We start from the raw sequence: 1134 nt of genomic DNA on the forward strand, positions 1-1134 counted from the left end.
CGGTGTGGTGGCGCTGGACGGGGTGAAGATCGCGTCGAACGCCTCGATCAGCGCCAACCGGGGTGAACAGGGACTGCGCAAAGCCGCTGCCGAGCAGGGGATCCGGGACGCGGCGGCCGCGGTAGCGCGGCGCGCGGCGGCTGAACACGCAGCCACCGACGCCGCCGAAGACGAACTTTATGGTGTCGGTCGCCGTGCAGCAGAAGTGCCGCCGGATCTCATCGAGCCCAGTAGCCGGGCCCGGCGCATCGAGGCAGCCTTGGCGGAGTTGGCGGCCGAGCACGCTCGCCGGGAACGTGAACAGGCAGACAAGCAGGCCGGGGCCGAACGCAAACAAGCACGCCGGACCCGCAAGGCCGCCGCGCGGGCCGCCCGGTTGGAGGCGTTCGAGCAGCGTCGACTGCCCGGTCGTTCGGTGACCGGTGGCCCGCCCGCCGAGATCCGGGTGCAGGTGCTGACCCGGAACTGGGAAGCCGCCCGCGCCGCGCAGCAAGCCAAGATCGACCGCTATGCCCAGCGCGGAATCCGTCGAGGCCGCCGACCCGCCGCGGTCGATGACCACGCCATGGTCAAACGAGTACGAGCCGCACTCGACCGCGCGATCGCCGAACAGGCCACTGCAACCGAACACCCCCCAGCCACCCCGGCCACGCTCACCGAAACCGAGCGCGTGAAAGCGAAATCGCAGGCCGCGGCACCCTCGCGCAATATCACCGACCCGCAGTCGCGGCTGATGCCGCTACGCGGCGGAGGGTGGCTGCAAGGCTACAACTGCCAGGCCGTGACCAGCGCCGATGGGTTGATCATCGCCACCGGAGTGGGGAACAACCCCAACGACTCCACCACCTTCACCAGCATGCTCGACAAAGCCGTCGCCGCAGCCCGGCTCATCACCCACGCCCGCGCACACACCACACATACCGGCACCGGCGGGATCGGGGTGCTGCTCGCCGACAGCGGCTACCTCACCCGCGCCAACCTCACCTATCCCGGCCCCGACCGGCTCATCGCCACCGGCACAACCCGCACCCAGCACACCACTGCCCGCGACCATCCCGCCCACGGCCGGCCCCCCACCCACGCCACTCCGTTACAAGCCAACGCCCACCGCCTGCGCACCCCCGAAGGCCACGG

General features: G+C 70.8%; 1 pseudogene. It reads left to right on the forward strand.

Going from position 1 to position 1134, the window contains the following annotated elements:
• Positions 1-1134, forward strand: a pseudogene (locus IRT45_RS36250) (transposase); the annotation flags it as partial.

It is taken from the genome of Nocardia sp. BSTN01, from assembly GCF_015354405.1.
Lineage (GTDB): Bacteria > Actinomycetota > Actinomycetes > Mycobacteriales > Mycobacteriaceae > Nocardia.